Source organism: Phycisphaerales bacterium (assembly GCA_016699835.1).
Taxonomy (GTDB): Bacteria; Planctomycetota; Phycisphaerae; order Phycisphaerales; family UBA1924.
Map to the genome: position 1 here is coordinate 785,484 of CP064987.1, position 23,603 is coordinate 809,086.

The 23,603-nt window shown below is 64.4% G+C and carries 15 protein-coding genes and 1 riboswitch; of the genes, 7 read left to right on the forward strand and 8 right to left on the reverse strand.

Translation table 11 applies throughout. The features are described from left to right. Window positions 1-185: 185 nt before the first annotated feature. Window positions 186-1,016 carry a PEP-CTERM sorting domain-containing protein gene (locus IPK69_03295; GenBank protein QQS09660.1) on the reverse strand — a complete coding sequence of 277 codons (831 nt, stop codon included), beginning with the start codon at window positions 1,014-1,016 and terminating at the stop codon, window positions 186-188. A gap of 233 nt (window positions 1,017-1,249) precedes the next feature. Next, window positions 1,250-2,788 (reverse strand): hypothetical protein, encoded by a 1,539-nt coding sequence (locus IPK69_03300; protein QQS09661.1) that lies wholly within the window; start codon window positions 2,786-2,788, stop codon window positions 1,250-1,252. Between the two features lie 136 nt (window positions 2,789-2,924). Here IPK69_03300 and IPK69_03305 point away from each other — a divergent pair, with 136 nt between their 5' ends. Next, window positions 2,925-3,962 carry a LacI family DNA-binding transcriptional regulator gene (locus IPK69_03305; protein QQS09662.1) on the forward strand — a complete coding sequence of 346 codons (1,038 nt, stop codon included), beginning with the start codon at window positions 2,925-2,927 and terminating at the stop codon, window positions 3,960-3,962. Window positions 3,963-4,039: 77 nt separating this feature from the next. On the opposite strand, the gene IPK69_03310 is transcribed toward IPK69_03305, so the two are convergent. Then, window positions 4,040-4,993 carry a hypothetical protein gene (locus IPK69_03310; protein ID QQS09663.1) on the reverse strand — a complete coding sequence of 318 codons (954 nt, stop codon included), beginning with the start codon at window positions 4,991-4,993 and terminating at the stop codon, window positions 4,040-4,042. Window positions 4,994-5,297: 304 nt separating this feature from the next. Here IPK69_03310 and IPK69_03315 point away from each other — a divergent pair, with 304 nt between their 5' ends. From IPK69_03315 to IPK69_03330, 4 genes are all read left to right on the forward strand, one after another. Next, window positions 5,298-6,092, forward strand: coding sequence for a sigma-70 family RNA polymerase sigma factor (locus IPK69_03315; GenBank protein QQS09664.1), 795 nt, complete (start codon window positions 5,298-5,300; stop codon window positions 6,090-6,092). An 81-nt stretch (window positions 6,093-6,173) separates the two neighbouring features. Beyond that, a complete protein-coding gene (locus tag IPK69_03320) occupies window positions 6,174-8,501 on the forward strand; it encodes a hypothetical protein (protein QQS09665.1) in 2,328 nt (775 codons plus the stop codon). A gap of 96 nt (window positions 8,502-8,597) precedes the next feature. Further along, window positions 8,598-11,750: a hypothetical protein gene (locus tag IPK69_03325; protein ID QQS09666.1), complete on the forward strand. Its 3,153-nt coding sequence runs from the start codon at window positions 8,598-8,600 to the stop codon at window positions 11,748-11,750. Then, complete coding sequence (locus IPK69_03330) at window positions 11,747-14,902, forward strand: VWA domain-containing protein (protein ID QQS09667.1); 3,156 nt, start codon at window positions 11,747-11,749, stop codon at window positions 14,900-14,902. Before IPK69_03325 ends, IPK69_03330 begins: the two co-directional genes overlap by 4 nt. A 197-nt stretch (window positions 14,903-15,099) precedes the next feature. On the opposite strand, the gene der is transcribed toward IPK69_03330, so the two are convergent. Next, window positions 15,100-16,788 (reverse strand): ribosome biogenesis GTPase Der, encoded by a 1,689-nt coding sequence (gene der, locus IPK69_03335; protein QQS09668.1) that lies wholly within the window; start codon window positions 16,786-16,788, stop codon window positions 15,100-15,102. A gap of 75 nt (window positions 16,789-16,863) precedes the next feature. Between der and IPK69_03340 the strand changes: the two genes are divergently transcribed. Beyond that, the gene (locus IPK69_03340) at window positions 16,864-18,369 is read left to right on the forward strand and encodes an excinuclease ABC subunit UvrC (GenBank protein ID QQS10408.1); all 1,506 of its coding nucleotides are present in this window, start codon (window positions 16,864-16,866) and stop codon (window positions 18,367-18,369) included. 94 nt (window positions 18,370-18,463) lie between these two features. On the opposite strand, the gene IPK69_03345 is transcribed toward IPK69_03340, so the two are convergent. The 3 genes from IPK69_03345 to thiC form a co-directional block, all read right to left on the reverse strand. Beyond that, window positions 18,464-18,886, reverse strand: a complete 423-nt coding sequence (locus tag IPK69_03345; protein QQS09669.1) for a hypothetical protein — start codon at window positions 18,884-18,886, stop codon at window positions 18,464-18,466. 87 nt (window positions 18,887-18,973) lie between these two features. Beyond that, window positions 18,974-19,573, reverse strand: coding sequence for a hypothetical protein (locus IPK69_03350; GenBank protein QQS09670.1), 600 nt, complete (start codon window positions 19,571-19,573; stop codon window positions 18,974-18,976). Between the two features lie 29 nt (window positions 19,574-19,602). Beyond that, window positions 19,603-21,375: a phosphomethylpyrimidine synthase gene (gene thiC, locus IPK69_03355; GenBank protein ID QQS10409.1), complete on the reverse strand. Its 1,773-nt coding sequence runs from the start codon at window positions 21,373-21,375 to the stop codon at window positions 19,603-19,605. 314 nt (window positions 21,376-21,689) lie between these two features. Further along, a riboswitch (TPP riboswitch) is annotated at window positions 21,690-21,811 on the reverse strand. A gap of 142 nt (window positions 21,812-21,953) precedes the next feature. On the opposite strand from thiC, the gene IPK69_03360 reads away from it, so the two are divergent. Further along, complete coding sequence (locus IPK69_03360) at window positions 21,954-22,160, forward strand: DUF378 domain-containing protein (GenBank protein ID QQS09671.1); 207 nt, start codon at window positions 21,954-21,956, stop codon at window positions 22,158-22,160. A 175-nt stretch (window positions 22,161-22,335) separates the two neighbouring features. Here IPK69_03360 and IPK69_03365 read toward each other — a convergent pair whose 3' ends face one another. Then, complete coding sequence (locus IPK69_03365) at window positions 22,336-23,418, reverse strand: hypothetical protein (GenBank protein ID QQS09672.1); 1,083 nt, start codon at window positions 23,416-23,418, stop codon at window positions 22,336-22,338. Between the last annotated feature and the right edge of the window lie 185 nt (window positions 23,419-23,603).

Here is a 23,603-nt window from a genome sequence, read left to right on the forward strand (position 1 = left end):
CGAAACTACCGACTACGGCCCATTCAAGATAGGCTTGAAGAACCGATGTGTAAACGCTTACACATCCTCCCACATTTTCGCTCGGGTGTCAACCGTGGTTGCACCCGACACCGACAAGAAAAAAACGCCCGCCCCGGAGATCCGAGACGGGCGCAACTTATGCACGAGCCATACCGAGGTCGCGATTAGCGGCGACGACGAGCCGCGGCCAGGCCGCCAAGCCCGATCAGCGCGAGCGCCCCGGGAGCCGGGACGAGCGTGATGTTGGTGTACTGCGCGTCGGACATGTCGTTAATGACCGGGTTGCGCTGGTTCTGGATCTGGAAGGCGATCTTGGTGCCGAAGTTGAAACCAACGGTGCCATCCGGCTCAGCGTTGCCCCAGAGCTTCACGCCCGAGGAACGGAAACCGTTGACGCCCTGGTAGGTGAGTTCATAGCCGCCAAGGACCGCGTCAACCTCGCCGGGGGCGTAGTAGCGGAACGTGATTCGGGCGTTCTCGCCGGGGGCGTACCAGTCGCTGCCATCGACGCCGACCGCGCCGATGCCGGCGCTGCCGGGGACGCGGCAGGAGAAGAAGGGCATCACGCCGCCGAAGATCGCGATCTCACCCTCGCTGCCGATGAGGACGTGACCTTCATCGGTGAAGCCGAGGCCCGGACGCGGGTTCTCGATCTGGAGGACGCCTTCCTTACGGGGCGCGACGCCGGGGGCGGCAATGCGGGCATCGAATCCGAGGGTGAAGCCCTGCCCGGGGTAGTGCTGATACGCCGAGGCGCCGCCGTCGTTAGAGAGGTACGCGAGGTGCTTGTTGGCGAAGTTGCCCACAGTGCCCGCGGGGAACTCTTCGTGCCACGAGACTTCCGCCGGGAAGTTCGCGACGTTGGTCAAAGTGCTGGTGGGGAAGTCGTTGAACACGCGGTTCACGACCTGGACGCTATTGACGCTATTGATATCAATCGCCATCGCCGAACCGGCGAAGGTGGCCACGGCAGCCAACGCAAAACGAGTTCCCATGATGCCTTCTCCTCCTCTGAATGTGCGCCTTCGGGCGCTCGAACAAGGTCTTGTCTCGTGTCTGTCTCTCACAGTGAGGGCAGCCGACGCCTGAACGAGCACGCGGGACCCTGCATGACAACGCTTTCATCATCCACGAACGTGCAGATCCTGTCAAGCCCAAATGAGATCGTTTTCATGAACGAATTTTGTGAGTTTCAAGATGGCAATCCGGGCAAATATTCACGATCCGACTAATACCGAGAACCCATCGGAAACTCGAGTCCAAGACGGGACATCCCCGCCTGTACGAACGGGTGAGAGTGGAACAACTTCCAAACAAACCCAGTCCGGGCATTCTCAATCGCCAGCATGAGTGGCCCCTGATCGATCGCCAGATAGTCAGGCCCGACCCACGCCGCCTCGCCGACCTTGCCGAGATTGAACGCGTCGCGGAAGCCATAGCCGCCGGTCGCGGGATCCTTCCAGACGAGCGTTGATCCATCCGGCGCGCGCAGCGAGCGGTAGTACCGGAGCGCCGCGATCGCGGGCTTTGGGTCGAACATGATCGTGGATCCGGCGCCGTATGGGGCGATCGTGCCGTCGCCGTAGTTGTCGTGCCCCGGTTCTTCCGGGTAATCGACGCCCTCGCGCGCGCCGGGCATGTCGATCGGAGTCGGATAGAGACCGGGGACCTGGTAACCCTTGTGATAGTCGGACGCGGTGAGTCCCCACGCGTGCTCGGCGAGGGTGGGCACCTGGAGTGGATTCTCGATCGCCTTGCGTCGGTGCATCGCGGCATGACGGCGCGCATTCTCCCACCAGTCCACGCGCGATCGGCGACGCACGCCGTTAGTGAGAGGATCGTCGGGGCCCATGCCGGCATAGTCCATCCAGCAGTGGGCGAAGAAGTCGGTGAAGAGCGCACCGGACCATGGGAAGTAGACCATCGGGCCTTGCCCATCGTCGCCGAGTTTTCGCCGGAGGCGGTAGTAACTGTCGAGCGGCACTCGGTGGGACTCGGTCGGCGCGCACACGCCGAGGAACGTGACGAGGCGGTGCTCGTCGCCGGCGTCAACCCAGCAGTATTTTAGGACATTTCCCGCTCCCGTGGGATCGCTGACGTCGTTGGGCTTCCAGCCGAGGCTGACGAAGCCGTAATCGGTCGGGTTGGCCTTGGACGTCGAAACAAAGAACGACCAGTCCGCGTCGGTGAAGAGGCGATCGCCGATCTCCTTGACCTCGCCCCCGAAATACTCAGACGCGGTGAGCACGCCCGCGAAGAGGAGGGCCGAGTCGATGGTGCTGACGACATGCTCCCAGGTCTTCTCGGGCTGCCCGCCGGTCGTGCCGTCGATGAAGTGGAAGAACAGCCCGGCCTTCTTGTTGTCCTGTGGCGCGTCGAGGGTCCTGAGGATCTTGAGCACACGCTCCTGGGCCTCGTCGCGAGTGACCCACTTGCGTTCGACACCGATGCAGATCGCCGAGAGTTGGAAGCCGACACCGGCGACGCTCACCGTCGTGATGCTCGATCGGTCGGGGACCATGCCCGAGGGATTCGCACCTAGAGGCGTCATGGCATCCCAGAAGTACTTGAAGCAGGAGTACTGGATCTCATCGAGGAACTGCTGATCCTCCTTGGAAAAGACAAAGGGCGGTCGCGGCGTGCCCGGGTCGGCCTCGATGACCACGCGCTCCACCGAGGGCGCAACGTCGGGATTCATCGTGGCGCACGAGGCCGCGAGACATGGCATGAGTCCCGAAGCGGCGACGAAAATGGTTGACTTGAGCATGAACGTCTCCCCAACGACCGAAAACGTTTACAGTCTGGCAGTATAGTGGCTGGTTCGATTCCCGCAACACAATCTGTATGGACACCTCACGTCGGATTGTTGCCACCTGTTCGCCGGTTGTTGGTACCATGGTGGCGTGATCCGGAGAGGGAGAAGCACGGCGAACGGCAGGAGCAGCGTCTCGATCGAGGACGTGGCGGCGGATGCCGGTGTCTCCATCGCGACCGTCAGCCGCGTCATCAACAACCCTTCACTTGTCGCGGCGGAGACGACCGAGCGTGTTCAGAACGCGATCCGGCGGCTTGGCTATGTGCCCAATCCGTTCGCGCAGGGTCTCATCACCCGGGCGAGCCGTGTGCTGGGCATCGCCCTCCCGGATATCCATGGCGAGTTCTACTCGGAGTTGTTGCGTGGCGCCGACGCCGAAGCGCGGCGACTTGACTATCACCTGCTCGTGAGTTCGGAACATCTTCGCAACGCCAGCGAGAGCCCGCGGCGGAATCTCGCCTTCGGGCTGGTCGATGGGCTGGCGCTCATGATCACCGAGCCGAACGAGACGCTGGCACGCGAGGCCAGTTCGCTCTCGATCCCGATCGTGCTGATGGATGATGCCTCGTGCGGACCGACGACGGACTGCGTGCTCGTGGACAACACGCCCGGTACGGCCGAGGCGGTGACGCATCTGCTCGATGCCGTGGCGGGACGCCGGCTCTACTTCATCGGCGGGCCGAAGGAGAACTTCGACACGCGGCGTCGCGCGGAGGTCTTCCGCTCGCGCCTGGCCTCGACCGGGATCGCCGTGCGCGACGAGCAGGTCCGATTCGGCGAGTACAGCGTCGAGTGGGGGCGCGAGTGGGCACGAACACGCGGACGCGAGGGTCTCACCGGGTGCGGCGTGCTGGCCGGCAACGACGAGATCGCGCTGGGCGTCTTGCAAGCGGTGATGGACCTGGGGCTGAGCGTGCCGGGAGACACTCGGATCGTGGGCTTCGACGACACGCGGTTGGCGTCCCTGGTTCGCCCGACGCTCTCGACGGTGCGCGTGCCACTCGCGGAGGTCGGGGCGGCGGCGATCCGACTGCTGGTATCCCGAATCGAGGACGGCAAGCGCCCGGCAGAAAAGATCGTGCTGCCCTCGAGCCTGGTGGTTCGCCAGAGCAGCGGCGGGGCGTAATACCGTTCGCGCACGAAAAACCCCTCGTTTCGAGGGGCTTTGGGTCATGCGTCGATCGAGTCGAATCGATGCTTGGTTCAGCGATCGTTCTGGACGATCGGCTTCATCACGGGCGCTGGGGCCGCGGGGGTGCTAGGCGTGATATCGATGATGGTGGCCTTGGGAGCGATGGCCTTGAAGCCCTCGACCTTGCCGGTCTCGTAGGTGCGCTTGGCGTCGATCTCGAACTTCGCGCGGTCCTCATAGTTGGTGGTTGTCGTGGCCGAAGAGAGCGCCTCAAGGCGTGACTCCTGGCGGGCGCGGATGTCGGCGAGTCGAGTGTTCACCTGGTCGAGGCTGCTCGCGGAGTAGCGGCTCTGATTGGTGAGCGTCGCCTCGCGCTTCTCCATCATCGCGATCATGCGATCGTTGCGGGCGATGGAATCCACCTGGCGATCCAGTTGCCACATCTGGGTCTGGAACTCGGCGTGCTCGGCCTGGAGTTGGTCGGCAAGGGCCGAGAGCCGCGACCGCTGCTGGGTGAGGTAGCCCAAATCACGCTGGATGTCCTCGGCGCGGGCCGCGTAGGTGTTGTGGACCTGGCGGATCTTGTTGGCCTTGGTGTACGCGCCATTGAGATCGACCGGCTCGTTGTTGAAGACCACGCGGACGATCTGGTTGCCCGTGGAGCCGGCCTTGGCCTCCTCGGCGCGGGCGATCAGGTCCTGCATCTGCTCGGCGTCGTTGCGAGAGAGTTCGACGACGCGGGAACTGACCTCGAGTTCGCGGTTGAGTTGCGCGACCTGGGCGTCGAGTTCGGCGAGGTCGCCCTGAACCTCGGCGATGCGCTGCGGGTACTGGCCCTCGAGGCTCTTGAGTTGGGCGCGGAGCGCGACCGGGTCCTCGATGTGCTTGTCGATCCCGGCGTTGATGTGCTGGCGGGTCTGGGTGACCAGGGCGCCGACGCGCTCGGGCCCGGCGATGAGAAGGCCCGTCCCGCCGACGAGGCCCGCGATGATGGTGTACCGAACGAGTGTCTTTCCGAATGCCATGACCTGTGCCTCCTGAAACGAATGAACGATCGGCGAGCCGTCGTGGAACGCGTCCTTGGGGTGGGCGGTTCCCTGCCCCACGGCGTGGCTTGGAGCCTGTGCCGAAGCGGCCTCAAGGCGTCGGTCACACGCCGGCAATGCCTCCAAGGTCGCTCGGAGTGGGTGATTGGGGAACGGCGGGCGCGGATTTCGCGCTTCGGCGATATTTCCAGGTCCGATCATCGCGGGGATGTGTCGACGGCGGGTGTGATCGCCAGGAAGGCGCGGCACGGAACCGGCGGGGCGTGTTATGCTGTAGGCACGCATGCTCAGTTCCCTCACGACCAACTTCATCGGGAGACTCCGCGCCAATGACCAGGCGGCGTGGTTCGAGTTGTGGGAAACCTTCGGACCCGTGGTGCGCGCGCAACTCATGAAATGGGGCAAGGGACGCATCGGGGCCGAGACCGTGCGGGACCTCTCGCAGGAAACTCTGGCCGCCCTCAGCGAGTCGATCGATCGATACGACCCGACGCGCGGCGCCCGGTTTTCCACCTGGCTCCTGGCGATTGCGAAGCACGTGCTGGGCGATGAACTCGACAAGCGGAGCGCCCTCAAACGCGGCGGCTCTCAGAAGAACGCCGAGTTCGACGAGTCGTGGATGAGTTCGTCCAAGATGGTCCCCGCGGACGAGGCCTATGAGGCCGCCGTCTTCCGGGCCAAGGTCGAGGCGGCGCTGCGGATGGTGGAGAAGGCCACGGACTTCATGGACTTCTCGATCTACCGCATGCGCGTCCTGGAAGGCCAGCCCGGAAAAGACGTGGCCAAAGGGCTGGGCATCTCCGAGCCGACGGTCTCGAGGAGATTGGCGAAGGTGCGGACGGCGGTCCGGGAACGCCTGGTGGAGGTCATCGCAACGTACAGCTTCACGGCCGAGGAGCGCGAGGAGGCGACGCGAAATGGGGTGGCCCTGAACCCCAAGAAGGCATCGAGCGCCACCGACAACGGAACGGGAGGCCTGGCCGAGCCCGACGACGTGGCGTTCGATGAGGCCATCTGCGAGATCTATCACCGGCAGATGGACCTTCGGCGTGAGGATCAGGCGCAGCGGCTTCGGTAGGCCTCGGGTCGGTTGTTCGCCGAACGCCCGGTCCGAACCGGGGCGATCCGGCGACGACACGAGGGCGTACGGAGGTGCAGGATGGGACCACTCAGTGGATTTCTAGGACTCGTGCTCGGCGTGCTCGCCATCGTGCTGTGCATCGTCGTGCTCGTGATGATCTTCGTGCCGCTGATCAAAGGGATCGGGTGGCTGATCGCGCACCTGTGGCGGTTTGTGTCGGGGGTGGTGACTGACGCGTTCCGCGTCGTGGGTGCCGTCCTCGCGGTGGTGGTCTTCTCGGTGCTGGTGGTCCTGAACATCGTCATCGGGCGGTGGTCGGGGGCGTCGCACTTTGGGACCAACGTGGCGCACGAGTTCAAGACCATGGGCCTGGCGCTCTATCGAATCCTCCTCGGACATCCCGCTCGCCTGCTCGGGTTGTCATCGCTGACCGAGGGAATCGAGAAGCGCGTGCCCGCGGCGATCGCCCAGGCGCCAATCGCCGACGTCACCGGAAAGCGCACGGCCCAGTTCGAGGGATACACGATCATCGGGACGCTGCCCGTGGGCGGATCGGGGGCGCGGCTGTACATCGCCGATCCGGACCCGATCAAGCGGGCGGCGTTCGAGCGTCAGGGACACACGGGCGTCGATCGCGTGGTGATCAAGTCGTTCTCACTCAGCGACGGCAGCCAGTTGCCACAGATCGTGCGTGAGAGCCGCTCACTCGAGGCGGCCAAGCGGATGGGCCTGATCCTCGACCACGACTTGTCTGCGGCGAAGTTCTTCTATGTGATGCGGTACGTCCCCGGCGAATCGCTGGCCGCGGTCACGCGGCAACTGCACGCCGAATCCGGGCCCGAGGGGTTGAATGCGAGAAGCCTGAAGCGGGTGCTGGGATACTCCCGCGACCTCGTCCAGACCCTCGACGGGTACCACCGCGGCGGGTTGTGGCACAAGGACGTGAAGCCCGACAACATCATTGTCGAGCGCGAGGTCGCCCAACTCGTGGACTTCGGGCTCGTGACCTCGCTCCACTCGGCGATGACGCTGACGACGCACGGGACCGAATACTTCCGCGACCCGGACCTGGTGCGGATGGCGCTCAAGGGCGTGAAAGTCTCGGAAGTGGACGGCACACGGTTCGATGTCTTCGCCGCGGGCGCCGTGCTGTACTCCATGCTCGAGGACTCGTTCCCGGCGCACGGCGTGATGTCCACGTTCTCCAAACGCTCGCCCGAGGCGGTACGTTGGATCGTGCGGCGGGCGATGACGGACTATGACAAGCGGTACACGAACGCGAGGGTGATGCTGGAAGACCTGGACGTGGTGCTCCGTGCAGCAGACCCGTTCGCGGTTCGGCCTGTGGACCTTCCCTCGATGCGAGGCGGGCAGGAGGCGGAGTTCGCGCACGCGCCGGCGGGGGCTTCGATCGGGAGCCTCGCGGACGAGCCTCGTGCTGCGGCAGCGGTTGGAATGGGTGTGGGATCGGCCGTGGAATCACCGGCGAAGGTGGCGCCGAAGGTCCGCCTGAAGAACTGGTGGACGGGCGCGTCAGAGATGGTTGTGGGCGAGGCTCCCGCCGGGCCGCGTCGTGGGAATGCCGCGGCGACGGTGGTGCCGCCTCCGATTCCCGCGGGCGCGCCTTCGCCTTTACCCTTTACACCCCCACCACCGCCTGTTCCTGGCCCTGGTGATCGCTACGGTCGACGGATCACGCCGGTGGGCGAGCGAGCGCCCGCGAGCGAGCAACTCCGCCGCGCAAGGGAGCGCGCCGAGGCAGCCCAGGCGCGTATCGCGGGACGTCGGGTCTCCATGGGTCATACCGCGGGACGCGGATCGAGCACGGTCGGCGTGGCGGCTGGAGTCGGTGTGGGGTTGGGCGTCATCGGACTGCTGGGAACAGGCGTGTACTCGCTTCTTGCGTCGTATGAAGGAGGCACACGCCTCATTCCACACGCGACGGCCACGCGCGAGATCATCCCCACACCAGCGGCGATTGCCGGTTCCGCCGGGCGGGCGTTGGTGGTGAGCGACGTGATGCCCCCGCTCGCGCCGAAGGTCGAGGCTCGGATCGTCGCCGCCGAGACGGGGCTCCTCGACGCGGGGTTCGAACTCGTGGGCAACACGATCGTGCCGGGACGCGGGCCTTCATCGATCGACGAGAAGGCGACGCTCGAACTCCTCGCCCAGGCACGCACGCAGCGTGGAACGACAGCACTCGATGATGATTCGCTGGCGAACCAGTTCGCCGAGTGGCTCGAGTCGCACCCGGATATTCGCCTCGTCGTCTGGGTCCAGCATGACACGGAGAAGCCCGAGGCGATGCAGTTCCACGTCTATTCCGCTTCGGGCGTGGAGGCACAGACGGCGTCGGCGCTCGCCCACGACGCGATCGTGCACGCGACCCGGGAGGCCGGGCGATAACTCGTCACGGCTGAGGGCACGAATGCAGCCTCGAAAAACGGCCCTCGAATCGCGACGAACTCCGATGTCGGGCGCATCCGTACGATAGAGAGACGCATGGACCGGCGCGTGATGCAACTCGTGCCCGAGACATGGCGTGTGGCGATGGCCGCACGCCGACGGTTGTTCTTTGCTGATTTGCTACGACGATCCGCCCCGCTCCTCGCGGGCGCGGCGGGCGCGGCGGTGCTGGCGGCCGTGGCGTCGAAGGTGTGGCCCGGTCTTCTCCCCGACGACGAACGAGGACTCGTCTGGCTGGGCGGGCTTACTGGTGGGCTGGTGGGCCTCGCGTTGGGCATGGCGTGGCATCAATCGGCACGACGATGGCGTTCGACGAAGGCGATCTCGATGGCGGCAGCACGGGTCGACGGCGCGCTGGGGCTCCGTGACACGCTGAGCGCCGCCCTGGACGTCGCCTCGCGAGGCTCGACCCAGAAGGGTTCAACGAATCTCTCATCGTTCGAGGCGCTTGCCGTGGAGCGTGCCGAGTCGATGGCCCCGCGTGTCTCGGCCAAGGTAGCGACGCCGGTGCGATGCCCGGGGCTGTTGGCGCTCGGGCCGGTGCTCCTCTCGTTGGCCGCGGGCGTGTGGTTGTGGGCGCCGGCTCGTGCGCTGGCGATCGACCCGATGGTCGCGGCGAAGGAGCAGGCCAAGGCCGAGACGTCCCGGGCCGCAACGCAGATCACGCAGTCCGCAGCGTCCCTCGCCGATTCGGTCGCGACGCCTGAGGCAAAGCAGATCGTCGAGCGCGAGTCGCAGCGCGCGGCCGAGATCGAGCGCGAACTCCGCGAGGGAACGCACGACGCGACCGAGGCACGATCCCAGGCGGCGCGATCGCTGACCCAGGCTGCGGACTCGCTCGAGCAGCGTGCGACCGAGCAAGCCAAAGCCGCCGACGAGGTCGCGGCACGCCTCGCGGAAGCGGCGCAGGATTCGTCCACGGACGCGGACCGCTCGGCGTTGAGCGAGGCCCTCTCCCGGGGCGATCTGGAGCACGCGGCAGAGATTCTGGATCGAGTGCGTGACGGCGTCGATCGGATGAGCCCCGCTGAGCGGGAGCAACTATCTCGGGATCTCGAGTCGCTCTCCGAGCGATTGCGAGACCATACGACCGATGAATCACCCGGCGACACCACGGGAAACACCCCAGTTCGACATGAGACCACGCCAACGGAGTCACCAGAGCCAGGATCGAAAGACGCGGCCGAGCGCGACCAGCCCAACGCCCAAGGAGCACCGAACGAGACGAGATCGCCCAATAAATCCGAGACACCGAACGCCAAGCGTGACCGTGAGGCGATCGCGGACGCGGCGGAGCGTGCGGCCGAGTCCCTGAGGCGTGATACCACGACGACGCCGCGGACTGAAGAACCAAATGAGAACCCCGCGGCCGGTGAGACGAGTTCGAGCGAGAAGCCCCGAGCGAGCGAGAACTCAACACCGACGGAATCCCCCAAGCCCGGCACGAGCACGGACGCCGCACAGAAACGCGAGCCATCGGATCAATCGAAGGATGATGGTTCGAAAGGTGAGAGCGTCGCACCAAAGAATCGCGAGACCCCATCGAACGGACAGCGCCCATTGGATCAGAAGACGACGGGCCAGAAATCCAACGACACCAACGCTGAGGGTGGGCAGACCCAACGCACAAACTCCGACAACCCGAACGCCAACGGGACGATGGCTGATGGCGCAAAGTCTGACGGCACGAGTTCCCAAAGCACGAATTCTGACGACGCGAGGACCGATGGAGAGAAGCCGGAGAACTCCAACCCCAGCGAGGCGAATGCCACGTCATCGAAGGGCGATTCGGACCACGCCAAGCAGGGTGAGACCGGAACCTCCGAGAAGCCATCATCGAGTGGAACCGCGACGCCTCGCGAGCCGGGGACTGGGAAGAACTCGGAGTCGGGGAAGAACGACGCCACATCCACGCCGGACACGAATCGAGATTCAAAGTCCACGCCTCCGGAAATAGACAAGAACTCACAATCCGGCGAGAACGGTTCGACTCGGGACAAACCAACCGAAAACGGTTCCACTCCGAAGACCCAGCCAGGCAACAACTCGAAGACCGACTCGAACAACCCCGGCACTGAGAAACCCACGGGTTCGCAAACGGATCGGCAATCGTCCCCAGGGCAGACTCAACCGGGAACCAAACCCGGCGCCACGCCTGAAAAAGAACCGACCAACAAAGCCGGAGACAAGCCGAACGAACCATCTGGAGAACGGCCGACAGCCAAACCCGGGGCCTCGCCTGATGCGCCATCTGGAGAGAGTCCAACTTCGCCGCAGCCTGGCGATTCGAAGGACGCTCCAACAGAGACGGGCTCATCATCATCGAACAAGCGAGACACGAACGCAACGGGCAAGGACTCACCCTCGGACACGCCGGGGTCGGATCGCAAGCCAGGGGAAAGCCCGCGTGCATCAGACGATTCCTCGGCCACGCCCGGCGGGTCGCCAAGTGAGTCGTCCGAGCCGCGTGCACCAACGTCGCTCGAGGAGTTGAGCGAGTCGCTTCGGCGCGTGGCGCGGCGATCGTCGGATCAGACCATGGCCCGCGAGGACGCCGAGAAGATGCGAGAGGCGGCGAGAGAACTCCTCCGCGACGCGACCCCCGAGCAGCGCAAGCAGATGGAGGACCTCGCGCGACAGATCGCGAAATCACAGGGCAAAGAAGCCCAGGACCCCGCGTCAATTCCATCAGATGATGGCTCGAATCCATCCGCACAGGACAACTCGGCCAGCACTGGAAACTCGAACGCGTCGCGCAACTCGCGTGACGCCCGGGGCACAAGTCCACTCCCTTCGCCAACCCAAAAGCCAGGCAATGGCAACGCCCCGATCCGCATGACGGCGAACAACGATCGCCCCGGCGAGGCGACGCAGGATGTGGACGCCCGTCGCCCAGGCGATGGCGCAGGCAACGAACGCGTGCTGGCCGAGTGGTTCGACAAGAACCCGAAGAACTCCGGCAATGCGCCGGGTGGCGCGCCCCCGGTCGCACAGATGAAGCGAGCCGCGGAGGGCGCGGAGAAATCCATCGAGTCCAAATCCGTCCCGCCGAGGTACGCCGACCTGGTTCGACGCGTCTTCCAGAGGTACGTCGAACGCGGTCAGTCTGGTACGGGCGACTCAAGCGGCGGCACCCGGCCTGACGGATCCTCCGAGGGTGCGCCCAAGGGCGGCGCGAGCACGCCGTGACGCTTCGACTCGAGCAACCCGCGTGGCTGTGGATTCTCGCGCTGGCGATCCCGATGATCGCCGCCGGAGCGTGGTGGTTCGCGACGCTCACACCGGTGCGGCGTGTGCTGAGCGTGATCCTGCGAACGATCCTCGTCACGGTGCTCGCGCTCGCGATGGCGGGGTTGTCATCGTCGCGCGAGGCCGATCGCTTCGCCGCGATTGCCGTGGTCGATGTTTCGGATTCGGTCCGCGCGTTCGATTCCAGCGGCGACAGCGCGAACGCCGACACCTCGGTCGAAACCGTCAACGCGATCGAGCGGGCGAGACGATTCCTGCGTGAGGCCTCGACCGGACGCAAGGCCGATGACCTGCTGGGCGTGGTCGTTTTCGACGGCTCGGCGATCGCGGCGTCGGCGCCGACACGGGGCGACGCGCTCGATCGCTCTCTCGACATTCGGCTGCATGAGGGCACGGACATCGAGGGCGCGCTCAGGCTCGCCGCGAGCCTGGTGCCGCGCGATGCCGTTGGTCGTTTAATCCTCATCACCGACGGAAACCAAACGGCCGGAGACGCGGTCCGCGCGGCGGACGCCATCGCCTCGAACTCCACAGCACAGTTTCCGATCGATGTCATCCCCGTGCGATACTCGATCGCGCACGAGGTCCGTGTGGTCTCGCTCGACGTCCCCAGCGCCTCGCCCGCGGACACCATCGTGACCGCGCGCGTCGTCCTCGAGAGCGCGGCACCGGTGACGGGAGTCTTACGGCTGACAGACAACTCCCAACCGCTCGTGCTCGGAAACGATGCCGAGGGCAACCCAGCGACCGCACGACGCCTGCGGCTTTCGGCGGGGCGACACGTCGAGACGATCGAGATTCGTCTGCCAGCGGATCGCGTGCATCGGATGCGTGCCGAGTTCACGCCGGAGCCTGATCCTTCAGGCGCTCCGGTAGACACGCTCGCCGAGAACAACGCGGCAGAAGCCGTGACGACAACGCCCGGCGTCTCGTCCGTGCTCATCGTGGATGGATCGCGTGCCGGTTCCGGCGGTGGCCCGCTCGCGCAAGTGCTCGAACGCCGCGGCCTGCGCGTCACCAGCGTCACGCCCGAGTCCATGCCGACGGATCTGCTCACGCTCCAGGGCTACGACCTCGTCATCCTCGACAACTGCCCCGCCGACGACTTCGACCAAGCCGCCCAGCGAAACCTGAGCACCTTCGTGCGCGAACTCGGCGGCGGACTCATCATGACCGGCGGGAAACAGGCCTTCATCAGCGGCGGCTGGCGCGGCAGCCTCCTCGAGCCGATCCTGCCCGTGCGTCTCGATTCGCCCAACAAGATCCTCGAGCCGATGGTCGCGACGGTCCTCGTCACCGATTCCTCGGGCTCGATGGCGTGGCCCGTCTTCGGGAGCAACAAGAGCAAACAGCAACTCGCCAACGAGGCGGCAGCACTCGCGATCCGCAGCATCGACCCCCTCGACATGGTCGGCCTCATCGCCTTCAACAACCAGCCCGAGGTCGTCATCCCGCTCGCCCCCAACGCCGATCCAGCAGCGAACTCGGACAAGGCGATGCGTGTGCACCCCGATGGTGGCACGAACATCCCGCCCGCGCTCGATCTCGCGGCGTCACAACTGGGCACGACCAAGGCCGCCGTGAAACACATCATCGTGCTCACCGATGGCCGATCTCAGGGACGCGACTTTCTCCCCGAGCAGTGCGCGCGTCTGAGCAAGAAGGGCATCCGCGTCTCGACGATCGCCGTGGGCGCCGACGCCGACACCGAAATGATGGAGCAGATGGCCTCTCGCGGCGGCGGGGAATACTTCTTCGTCTCCAGCGCGTCCGCCCTCCCGCGGATCTTCCTCAAGGCGATCCGAGTCGCCCGGGCGCCCGCCTATCGCGAGGAGGTCTTCCAACCGCTGCTCATGCCCACGGGCGCGCCCGCAACCGTCGGGCTGTCGGCCCTCCCGCCGCTGAACGGGCTATGCCTCACCGAGTTTCGCAGGGACGCGACCGTCTCGAACGACATCGTCTCCGAGCAGGGCGAACCCTTGCTCAGCACCTGGGCCGTCGAACTGGGGCGCGTGGCGGCATTCACATCAGACACCGGCACGCCGAGCGGCGATTCGAGTCACGCCTGGGCCGATACATGGCTGGACTGGCCCGGATACGAGACGATGTGGTCCCAACTCGCGCGGGCGATCGCGCGACCGGCGACCAGCGTCTCGTTCACACCCACCACAACCAACGAGGGCGGTCGCACCCGGATCCGCCTTGAATCGATCGATGATTCCTTGCTCGCGCCCGACGCCGGCCCGCTCACCATGAAGGGCTCGGTATACGCGGGCAACTCAACGATGGCGGATCTTTCGTTCACGCCTGTGGGGCCAGGAGTCTTCGAGGCCACGATTCCAACGCCAAACTCCAGCGATGGACCGGCGATCATCATCGCAAGGCCGACGCGCATGCCCAACGCGAACTCGAGCAACACAGACCGCGCCTCAGCGTTATCGCCGGTCATCGTGGGCGTCTCGCCCCCGGCCTCCGCAGAGTTGGCGTCGCTCACCTCGAACAACACACTCCTGGAGCAGATCGCGAATCGCTCGGGCGGACGCGTTCTCGACCTCAACGACCCCGCAGCACGACTCTTTGTCCGAGCCGGAGTGCCGCCGCGCTTCGCGGTTACGCCGCTCACCATGCCGCTGCTCGCGTGGGCGATCGTGCTGCTGATGCTGGACATCGCCAACCGCCGCGTCGCCTGGGATCGGCTCTTCTCGACGGACGAGATCAGGGAGACCCAGCGAGCACTCGAAGAGAAATCACGCAAGGCGGCGGCGGGCGTCGGCGCCGCGCTCGGCAGCGTTCGCGGCACACGCACCGACGCCCACGACCCGCTCGTGAGCACCTCGCTCACGCTCAGCGAGGAAGACGCGAGAAGACTCCGAGACCAGGCCCGCGAGAATCGCCGCGCCGCCCGCATGGCCCAACAGTCCCAGTCAACTCCGAACGCGACACCACCCATTGAAACCGCAACACGCACATCTACCACCACTCCAGTTGAATCGTCACCGTCTCCTATGGACAGCACGCAAGAGAAACGCGAGGAATCAAGCGACCTCCTGGCCGCCAAACGTCGCGCCTCAAAGCGATTCGAGGAGAACTGACCCGAATTCCCCTTGGATTCACGACCCGTTCGACCGGAATCACTCGCCCAAAGCCCATCAGGCCGCGGCAGTCTCGAAATCGTTGGTGGTTCCGCTCTGGGAATGTCCACAATCACATCGCCCGATGTGTGTGCACGCTCCGCCACGAGTCGTGAAGCCATCCGCCAGGATCGGAATCACGCCCAGAGCAACCTCCACTACTCCTCAGGCTTGTACGTCTCCCCAAACTCACCCGACTCCAGCGCCTCATCAAAGCCGACATCCACCTCGCTCGACCCGTCGTCGCTCATCAGGTCGTCCCCGAACTCCTTGAGCAACTGCTCGTCGGTCATCGACTCGACCTCCGCCGCTCGCTGACGCGCCCGCGAGTCCGTCCCCTTCATCCCGCGCGTGATCCGCACAGGCCCCTCGCCCCCGTCCGCCCTCGCCAGATCGTCCTCACGCTGACGCCGCGCACGGATCACCAGCCGGATCGGCACCTCCGGGAACGGGAACTCCTCGCGGAAGCGGTTCAGCAAAAACCGCAGATAGTTCGGCCGGAACAACTCCGGCTTGTTCACCACCATCGTGATCGTCGGCGGCGCCACCCCCGTCTGCGCCACATAGAACACCTTAGCCCGAGTCCCCACCGTGTCCGTCGGCCCGCGCGTCTCCATGATCCGTCGCACCAGCCGATTCAAATGCCCCGTCGTCACCCGCGTCTCCGCCTGCTCACGCAACTCCATCGCGAGTTTCATCGTCTTCTGCACGTTCCGACCCGTCGCCGCCGTCATGAACGCGATCGGCGCAAACCACAACCCCTTCAACTCCTTGCGGATGTACTCCTCATACCGCTCCGTCGTCGCCGGCCTCCCCCGATCGTCCGCCCCGCCCTCAGCGAGGTCCCACTTGTTCACCACGATCACCACCGGCTTGTACGACTTCTGCGCCAAGGCCGCCAGCTGCTCATCCACCTGGCTGATCCGCTCCGTCGCGTCCAGCATCATGAAGATCACGTCCGCCCGCTCGATCGCCCGCTGCACGCGATCGAACGCGAAGTGCTCCACCATGTTCTGGAAACTGCGCTTCCGCCGCAGCCCCGCCGTGTCGATCACCACCACGCTCTTGCCGTCCCACTCCAGGCGCACATCCACCGCGTCGCGCGTCGTCCCCGCGATCTCCGACACAATCATCCGCGGCTCGCCCGCCAGCGTGTTCACCAGCGTGCTCTTCCCCGCATTCCGCTTCCCGATCACCGCCAGCATCAGATCCGCCGGTGGCCGATCATCCACCCCCGAGTCCTCGGGCAGCATCCCAAAGACACGATCCATGAACTCACGCCGGAAATAGTTCGTCCGCGCCGACGTCATCCACGCCTCGCCAAACCCCAAAGACGAAAGATCCAGCGCGTGCATCTCCCACTTGGGCCCATCCACCTTCGTCGCGATCACCACCACCGGCGCCTTCGTCTTCGCCCCCGCCTCGCCCTTCCCGCCGCCCTTGCCGCCCTTCCCCAATCGACGCTCGCGAAGCAGCCGCGCAATCTCCTCATCCTGAGGCGTCACCCCCTGCTGCACATCGATCGCAAACAGGATCAGATCCGCACCCTCCACCGCTTGCGCGATCTGGAACTCGATCGACTCCGTCAACCGCGCCAGATCCGCCCCCACCTCGTCGAATCGCTCACCCTCCGCCACATACACGCCAAACCCACCCGTGTCCATGAACTCCACCGTCTTTGACGCCCGATTGTCCGGCGACGGCACATCCACAATCGCCGTCACACGATCGCGCGTCACCCCGGGCGTCGGGTCCACAATCGACACCTTCGCCCCCGCGATCATGTTCATCAGCGAACTCTTGCCCACGTTCGGGCGTCCCACAATGGCCACACGCGGAATCGGCATCGATCGTCCCCATCAAAATCTCAATCACAAAACGCCAAGCCCCAATCATAGGTCGCACGCCAACCTACCCCGCCGATACACACCCGCCAAACACTCATATCCTTCCCCGTGCCAGAAAATCAGGCCCATTCCTCGCCCAACCCACACGATCAACCACACGATCAATCCCCCGATCCAACCCTCCCCTCGTGGGGCACAGAATCCACGGAAACCCGACTCGCCCGCCTCGCCAAGGACGCCCGCGCTCTGCCCCCAATCCCAGGCGTCTACCTCCTGAAGGACCACACCGGCGTCGTCCTCTACGTCGGCAAGGCCGCACGACTCCCCGACCGCGTCTCGTCCTACTTCGTCCCCAGCGCCGACCTCGGCCCGCGCAAAGAGCCCCTCCGCGATCTCGTCCACGCCATCGATCACATCCCCTGCGAGACCGAGTGGGAGGCACTCCTCGCCGAGAACCGCCTCATCAAGGACATCAAGCCGCGCTTCAACACGCGCCTCCTCGACGATAAAACCTTCCCCTACCTCGCCATCACCACGCGCGAGGACTTCGCCCGCGTCGTCGTCACCCGCGACCTCACCGCCCCCGAACTCAAAGGCGCCCGATTCCTCGGCCCCTTCGCCCACGCCGGCGCCCTCCGCGAAGCGGTCCAGGTCCTCCAGCGCATCTTCAAGTTCCGCACCTGCTCCCTCGACATCATCGAGAACCACCCGAGCAACAAACACTTCCGCCCCTGCATCCTCCACGCCATCGGCCAGTGCACCGCCCCCTGCGCCGACAAGATCACCAAAGACGCCTACAAGGCCGACATCGACCGCTTCCTCCGCTTCCTCGACACCAAGCGCAGCGTCGTTCTCAAGGAACTCACCGCCGAGATGGCCGCCGCCTCCGAGTCACAGAACTACGAGCGCGCCGCCGTCCTCCGCGACCAGATCCGCGCCATCGAGAAACTCGAAGCCCGCGCCAGCCGAAGCGACGGCTGGCAGCCCGAGACCGAAGCCTCCATCATCGAGCCGCAGAAGTCCCTCAAATCCCTCCAGCGCATCCTCGGCCTTCACGACCCCATCCGCTGCATCGAGGCCATCGACATCGCCCATCTCCAGGGCAGCGAAACCGTCGCCTCCAAGGTCTGCTTCGTCGACGCACGCCCCCTCAAAAGTGAATACCGCCGCTACAAAATCCAGACCGCCCAGAGCGGCGACGGCGGCCCTGACAGCATCATGGTCGGCACCGCCGGAAAAAACGACGACTACGCCTCCATCCGAGAGGTCGTTGAACGCCGCTACAAAGAAGCCGGCGCCGGCCACGAGTTGTACCCCGACGTCATCCTCATCGACGGCGGCCTCGGCCAACTCCACGCCGCCCTCGAAGCCTTCGAATCCCTCGACGTCAAACCCCCCATGGTCATCTCTCTCGCCAAGAAGGAAGAACTCATCTACGTCCAACGCCGCTCCACGCCCATCCGCCTCTCCAGAACCAACCCAGGCCTCCGCCTCTGCCAGGCCATCCGAGACGAGGCCCATCGCTTCGCCCAGCACTACCACCACGTGCTGCGAAGAAAGGCGACGCTGGAAGAAGACTAACACGCACGCTCAGATACGTCTCCGTTCCTGGGTACCCCCACGCTCCGCGTGGGCTACTTCCTCTACTCCATGCTCCATTCCCCTCACGAACAACTCAACCCGCTGAACTCCCTTCTCTTTCCACATCTTGCTTCGCTTCTGACGCATCCCACACCACGGTCCAACACCGTTCAAATGCCGGGATCATCACCTGTCTGTACCACTCCTTGTTATGGTCTGGGAACCGCCTCTGAAACTCCAGCATGAACTCGCAGAATCCCTCGAACTCTTCGTCAGCACGAAACGCCAAACACTCATCTTGTGTGACGAACGCCACATTGATAATGTCGTACGCCCACACATCATCCTTGTACGCGACGATTTGGCGGACTTCATCCCATCGACAGCGTTGAACAACCTCGCCGTTCAAACGGACCCACACGCTCACATTGTCCCACATGACCACCCACGAGGCCTTCGTCGTATCTCGCTCTCGTCGCGATTGAAGCCATTCGATGATGCGTCGTCCTAGGCTCATGCGGCGTCTCAGAGTCGAGTTGGTATCGGTGGCTACGCTCCGTCCAAACCACCCACCCCAATTCCTTCCCGATCCAGAAGTGTGGCCTCACAACCTCTCACCAAACACTCCAAACACGTAGTAGCACCCCGGCTTATCCGGCGTGCTCACCGCGAACGCCGCCGCCGCGACGCACGCGTCCTCCCACGTGTCGAGAAGGCAGTACTCATTCGCAGGATAGTTCCGCGCCTCCATCCCGCAGAACAACGGGCTGCACCCAAATCCACCCGCAAGCGCAGGCGTGGACGCGTCGTTCTCAACGCTGTCCGCCCAACGCTCCACCACGTCGAAGCCCAGAAACACCAACCCATCCGCGGATCTCGCCCCGGGGAGCAATGGGTCACTCGTCCCAAAGATCTCCTCAACACGCACCTCGCGAATCGATCCTTGATGGTCAAATCTCAGCGGGTAGAACTCATACGCAAACAGATGGAACTCATCGGGATCGCCCGACTCCTCCAGCGCCACCCGCGCGGCCGCCGGCGTCTCGTACAACCCCGCACAATTGAAGTCCCACCGATCAACCCACCCCTCTGGCCGTGGTAGGTTGCACTCCGTCACGCTCGCCACACGCCGCACACGCTCCGCCCCAACCCACGCCGGGCATGCCTCAAACACCTTGAAGCAGTACCCAAGGAACTGTGGCATCGGCCGAGTAATAGACACTCGCTCGGCGTTCATAGCACCCGCCCCTCATCTTTCCCGATCCCCAGCGCCGGCCTCACATCCACCTGCACCAGCGTCTCCCCAACACGCTCCCGCTGCAGACGCTTCGCCGTCTCCGGATCCACATAATCACTGTGGCACGACAGCGCAGCCTCCTTCTCCTCTTTGGCAACTTGGCCATGTGTCGATTTGGCCATTTCCCGCTTCGTCTTCGATGCAAGCCGGTGAATCTCCTCCGGGCTGAGCACCCCGCGCTTCTCCAATATCTCCCGCTGCTCCGCCGTGAGCGCCGCGCTCTTCACCGGCGCCCCCAACTTCCCACTCGCCCCCACACGCTCAAAGCCCTCGGCCTTCCCGCTCGCGAACTCCTGGATCTCCTTGCTGATCCGCACACTGCACCAGTCGTGCCCGCACATCGCGCAGAAATCCGTATCAACGTCCAGATCCTCATCGTGATACGCCCGTGCCGTGTCCGGATCGAACGACAACTCGAAGTGCCGCTCCCAGTTCAGCGCGGCCCGAGCCTTGGTCAACTCATCGTCCCGATCCCGCGACCCCGGAATCCCCAGCGCCACGTCCGCCGCGTGCGCCGCGATCTTGTACGCGATGCACCCCTGCTTCACATCGTCCTTCTTCGGCAAACCCAGGTGCTCCTTCGGCGTCACATAGCACAGCATCGACGCCCCGTGGTACGCGATCGCCGTCGCCCCGATGCACGATGTAATATGATCGTACCCCGGGAAAATATCCGTCACCAGCGGTCCCAGCACATAGAATGGCGCCCCATGGCAGAGCGCCCGCTGCACCTTCGCGTTCCACTCGATCTGATCGAACGGCACATGCCCGGGACCCTCGATCATCACCTGCACGCCGTGCCGCCACGCCCGCTCGGTGAGTTCGCCTAGCGTCTCGAGTTCCGCGATCTGCGCCGCGTCCGTCGCGTCCGCCAGTCCCCCAGGCCGCAGCCCGTCGCCGATCGAGAATGTCACATCACTCTCGCGCAGGATCTCGCAGATCTCCTCCCACCGCTCATACATGATGTTCTCTTGGTTGTGCACGAGCATCCACTTCGCCAGAAGCGACCCGCCCCGCGACACGATACCGATCAGCCGGTTCTTCACCAGTTTCAGGTGCCCCCGCCGGACCCCCGCGTGGATCGTGAAATAGTCCACACCCTGCGCCGCCTGATGCCGAAGGCTCGCCTCGATCGTCGCCCAATCCAGATCCTCGATTCTCTTCCCGATGATCATCGAATAAATCGGCACCGTCCCGATCGGCACCGTCGCGTTCCGCACAATCGCCTCCCTGCACGCATCAAGATCGCCCCCCGTGGACAGGTCCATCACCGTGTCCGCCCCCCACTTCTCCGCCCACTTCAGTTTCTCGACCTCCTCCGCCGTCCCGCTCGACACGGGGCTCGCCCCCATGTTCGCGTTCACCTTCGTCAGGCTCGCCCGCCCGATCGCCATCGGATCGAGTTTGTAACCAAGGTGATTCACATTCGCCGGAATCACCATCCGCCCCGCCGCCACCTCATCGCGCACAGCCTCCGCCCCCTGCCCCGGGAACATCACCCCAAAGTGCCCCTCGCGCTCCGCCACCCGCCGCATCTGTGGCGTCACAATCCCCAGCCGCGCAAACTCCAACTGCGTCACAGGCCGGAACCCTTTGGGATACACAACCCGAACTCGCACCGAGTTCGCCTCCCCACTTTTCACGGCCCGCGAGAACTCCACAAACTCCCGAGTGTCCCCAAGACAGTTCGTGCACGCCTCGCCCTTCATCTTCGGGAACGCCCGCGACGACGCGTCCGGCACATGCACATTCCCACTCTGCACATCCCCCGACCACGCCCCACGCTCCTGCACACCCAACTCAGAAACACCCCACATCTCCGGCAGAAAATCCCAAGCCGTCTTCCCGCTCACCCCTGGCATCCCCGGCGTGTCCGGACTGCTGAACGCCAACGCCCCACCAACATCCGGCGCATTCGCAAACGACCCAGGCGTCGTCATGCCCTCCGACGACGACGGACTCATCGCCCCGCGCACCGGCGGCACAAACCGAGAAAGTCCCGAACCCTGCTCATGTGTGGAATTGAATGACATCGTCGCGTTCCCTCCGCCGGTCCAAACCGGATCAGGTTCAACGGGTACCTCTCAGCGGCCATAGGTGGCACGGCTCTCCAGAGCCGTGCAGGCCGCGCCCCGAGCGTCAACAACACTGTAGGAGTTCCCCACTATCCCAGAATCCGCGTCGACCGACCAGAATCCGCGTTGCTCGCGTGAATCCACACACATCACTCTCGCGAAACAAGCCCGGATTCGATCAATCTCACCACCCACCAACCAAGGAGACCACCATGAAGCCCATCGACCTCATCGCCCTCCTCCTCGTCATCGTCGGTGCCCTCAACTGGGGCCTCTGGGCCGCCTTCAAGTTCGACCTCGTCGCCACCATCTTCGGCGACTACTCCGCACTCTCCCGAATCGTCTACGGCCTCGTCGGCCTCTCCGCCATCGTCATCCTCGCCCGAACGCCTGGCCTACTCAAACTCAGGGCGGCGTAACGAGTCAAATCAGGTATTCAACTGCGGCGCGGCGACGCCTCGAGGTCTACCGAATATCGTGCCCCGAGCCTTGCACGATTGCTAGTAAGGTCTACTAGCTTGGTTTCCACACGATCTTCGACGACGATGGACTCTATTTCGAACCCGCAACGTTACGCGTCTGTATCTTGATGAATCACCGGGACCGAAGCACAAGCACCACGACAACGATCACCACAACAATCACAACCCCAACCACAGCTCGTGCCACGAATTGACGAATAACTTGCTCGGGACGCTCCACCGCAACATTCGGCATCTCAGGCGCCTTCGGCTCGTCTCCCCAACCATCCCAGAACGTGGAACTCGAGTCCGGATGTTCAAGTTGTGCAAATCGAGCCTCCATGTACGAATCTCTGCCCGCAGTCCATTCCGCTGCTGCCGCGCGTGCGCGTGCAAAGTACGCATCGATTTCTGAGGTATACGTCTCCATAAGCTCGCCACCAAATCCGATCGACGAGTGCATCGGCAGATCAGGATCGAAGTCGAGGTGGAACGATGATTTCCCGTCCGCGATCAGATCTCGGACTCGTAGTTTGGCGAGATACGCCAGCGAAGCATCTCCGTGTGCATCCAAGCACGCTCCTAGAGCCCAAGTCATATCCACACTCTCCCACGCATTCCCCAGGACCATGAGGCCAGAGATTCCCCGAATCGCATCCTCGATTTGATCTTTCGTCCATCGCCCGCGAACGAGAAATGCGTCTGTACCGTCCGCCTCCGTGAGAGACTGGAGAAACACCGGCTGAGGAAACTCCCCAGGTGCCGGCAACTCCATCAACCACCGAATAGCCGCCAACTGATACTTCTCCCGCCCAAAGTGCGCCTCCGGATTGATCTCAATCGCCCGACTGATCTCACGTTCCCCAGCCTTCAGATCCCCAAGATCATCCCGCCTCGCTCCCGCCCGCAACCATCGGTGCGCGTGAAACGTACCCAGATTCGCGTGATACCGATACTCATGCTCGCGAACATCCTCCCGATTCGCGTCAAGCCCATCAAGCACCTCCCGCTTCTTGGCCATCCACTCGATCGCTTCGTCCGACCGCCCAATCCGATCGCACGCCACGCCCGCATCGTCGTACAGGTCGAGCCGTGAGGTGTCCGCCGCGATCTCGCGTTCCACCCGCTCGAGCCGCATCTCGTAATACCGTGGCGGATTCCGCTCGATCCTTCCCGTCAGAATCTCCGCGATCCCAGGCAGCCCCTTCGCCTCCATCTGCAGCGTGTCGTAATCCCACAAACACGCCAGTGTCGCCGACGCTCCACACACCCTCGGCGCCAAGACGCCACACAGCATCATGACCATGAATACCGCGAGGCTCACACGCTCTCGATAACCACGTACTCGACTCGCACCTCGATCAGTCATGAGTCACCTCGATCTGCTTCGCGTGCCCTTCG